This is a genomic window from Mycobacterium sp., assembly GCF_049683355.1.
GTDB lineage: Bacteria > Actinomycetota > Actinomycetes > Mycobacteriales > Mycobacteriaceae > Mycobacterium.
Genome location: NZ_JBAUJB010000403.1, coordinates 1 through 2,652, shown reverse-complemented (window position 1 = coordinate 2,652; position 2,652 = coordinate 1). Strand labels below are relative to the sequence as shown.

3 protein-coding genes are annotated in these 2,652 nt (G+C 65.5%); all 3 read left to right on the top strand.

What is annotated here, in order from left to right:
- Positions 1-344 precede the first annotated feature (344 nt).
- Positions 345-1,250 carry a sugar phosphate isomerase/epimerase family protein gene (locus WA944_RS23090; RefSeq protein ID WP_526647394.1) on the top strand — a complete coding sequence of 302 codons (906 nt, stop codon included), beginning with the start codon at positions 345-347 and terminating at the stop codon, positions 1,248-1,250.
- 19 nt (positions 1,251-1,269) lie between these two features.
- Positions 1,270-2,301: a Gfo/Idh/MocA family protein gene (locus WA944_RS23085; protein WP_526369831.1), complete on the top strand. Its 1,032-nt coding sequence runs from the start codon at positions 1,270-1,272 to the stop codon at positions 2,299-2,301.
- Position 2,302: 1 nt separating this feature from the next.
- Positions 2,303-2,652 (top strand): sugar phosphate isomerase/epimerase family protein (locus tag WA944_RS23080; RefSeq protein WP_526647393.1); only part of this gene is annotated, 350 nt, incomplete at its 3' end.

Here is a 2,652-nt window from a genome sequence, read left to right as displayed (position 1 = left end):
CCCGGCTTGCCGTCGAGGATGAACGACACCAGCGTGCGCGACACCCCGGCACGCTCGGCGACCTGGGCCATCGTCGGACGACGCCGGCGGGGTGTGTTCACGATGGCAGAACCTTCCGGGAGTGACGGTTGACACATTCGCGGGAACGGGTTCATAGTAGACCTCACGCGCGTGACTAACGCGCGTTAGTCAGAGAAACGAGGTCCGGTGGTGTCCGTGCAAGAGGCTGCCGTCCCGGTCTTCGTGCGGCGGCTCGTCCCTGAGACCAAGGGCACCTCCCTCGAACAGCTCGAAGAACGCCTGGAAGCCGACGGCACCTCTCCACTGAATGAAAGGTCCTCTGTATGAGTACGATTCGTGTTGGATCCGCCCCCGACTCCTGGGGCGTGTGGTTCCCCGACGACCCGCAGCAGACGCCATACACTCGCTTCCTCGACGAGGTCTCGGCATCGGGGTACGAATGGATCGAGCTCGGCCCGTACGGCTACCTTCCGACCGACCCCGACAAGCTCTCCGACGAGCTGGCCCCGCGCGGACTGAAGCTGTCGGCAGGCACGGTGTTCGAGCATCTGCACCAGGACGATTCCTGGTCGGCGGTGTGGAACCAGATCGAGGACGTCGCGAAGCTCACCGCCGCAGTCGGGGGAAAGCACGTCGTCGTCATCCCCGAGATGTGGCGCGACCCCGCCACCGGTGAGGTGCTAGAGGACCGCAACCTCACCACGGAGCAGTGGCTCAAGAAGACCGGCGGGATGAACGACCTCGGCAAGGCGATGTTCGAAAGTTACGGTGTGCACGCGCAGTATCATCCGCACGCAGACTCGCACGTGGACACCGAGGACAACGTCTACCGCTTCCTCGACGGCACCGACAGCCGCTATGTCAACCTGTGCCTGGACACCGGCCACATCTCGTACTGCGGCGGTGACAACATCGCGATCATCCGACGCGCTCCCGAGCGCATCGGCTATCTGCACCTCAAGCAGGTCGATCCGGAGGTCCGCGCGAAGGTCGAGGCCGAGGACCTGCCGTTCGGCGAAGCCGTCAAGCTGGGCGCGATGATCGAACCGACCCTGGGGGTTCCGGAGATGCCGCCGCTGCTGGCCGAGATCGACAAGCTCGGCATCGACGTGTTCGCGATCGTGGAGCAGGACATGTACCCCTGCGAGGTCGACGCGCCGCTGCCGATCGCCCAGCGCACCCGCAAGTACCTGGGGTCCTGCGGCGTCCCGTCCATCCGCTTCAACTGATTTTCAAGGAGTAGAGAGCATGACCGAGCTGCGTGTGGCAGTACTGGGTGTCGGGCTGATAGGTGCCCAGCACGTCGACCGGATCGAGCGCAAGATCAAGGGCGCCCGGGTCGCGGTCGTCAACGACTACGTCACGGAGAGGGCCGAGCAGGTGGCGGCGGGCATCGTGGGCTGCCGGGCGGTGTCGGATCCGCTGGACGCGATCGCCGATCCCGACGTGGATGCGGTGGTGCTGGCGACCCCCGGCCCCACCCATGAGAAGCAGTTGCTTGCCTGCCTGGAACACGGCAAACCGGTGATGTGCGAGAAGCCGCTGACCACCGACGTGGCGACCGCTCTCGAGGTGGTCAAGCGGGAAGCGGAGCTGGGCCGCAAGCTGATTCAGGTCGGCTTCATGCGCAGGTTCGACGACGAGTACGCCGCCTTGCGCGTGATGATCGCGGCCGGTGAGCTCGGCGAGCCGCTGGTGATGCACTGCGCGCATCGAAACCCCGCGGTCCCGCACGGGTTCAACAGCGAGATGGTGGTGCGTGATTCGCTGGTGCACGAGATCGACGTCGCCCGCTTCATGTTCGGTGAGGAGATCACCTCCATCCAGATCGTCAAGCCGGCAGCGAACCCCGCGGCGCCCGGCGGGCTCGCCGACCCCCAGATCGCGATCCTGCGCACCTCCTCCGGCAAGCACGTCGACGTCGAACTGTTTGTCACCACCGGCATCGCGTACGAGGTGCGGACCGAGGTGGTCGGTGAAAAGGGCAGCGCGATGATCGGTTTGGACGTCAACTTGGTCCGCAAGTCTGCTCCGGGAGCCTGGGGTGGCGTCATCACCCCGAGCTTCAAGGAACGATTCGGTCGCGCATTCGACACCGAGATCCAGCGCTGGGTGGACGCGGTGCGCCGCGGACCCGAAACCGGCGTATACGTCGACGGGCCGGGCGCATGGGACGGCTACGCCGCCGCCGCGGTCTGTGAAGCCGGCGTCGACTCGTTGAACAGCGGGCTGCCCGTGACGGTCGCCCTTGCCGACCGCGACTCCATCAAGGGGGCATGACATGAAGATCGCTTTGGATCCGACGCCGTTTCATCATGATCACTCGTTGTTGGAATTCCCGCGTGTGGTCGCGGATCTGGGTTTTGAGTATCTGCAGTTGACGCCGCACCGGGACTTCATTCCGTTTTTCAATCATCCGCGCGCGGATGACGGCCTGGTGGCCAAGTTCCGCAAGGCGTGTGCCGATGCCGGGGTCGGGATCGCGTCGGTGTTGCCGGTGTTGCGGTGGTCGGGCCCCGACGAGGACGCCCGCGAGGCCGCGGTGCGCAACTGGAAGCGGGTTGTCCAGATCACGGTGGATCTCGGGGTGAACGTGATCAACACCGAGTTCTCCGGGCGTCCCGAGCGTGC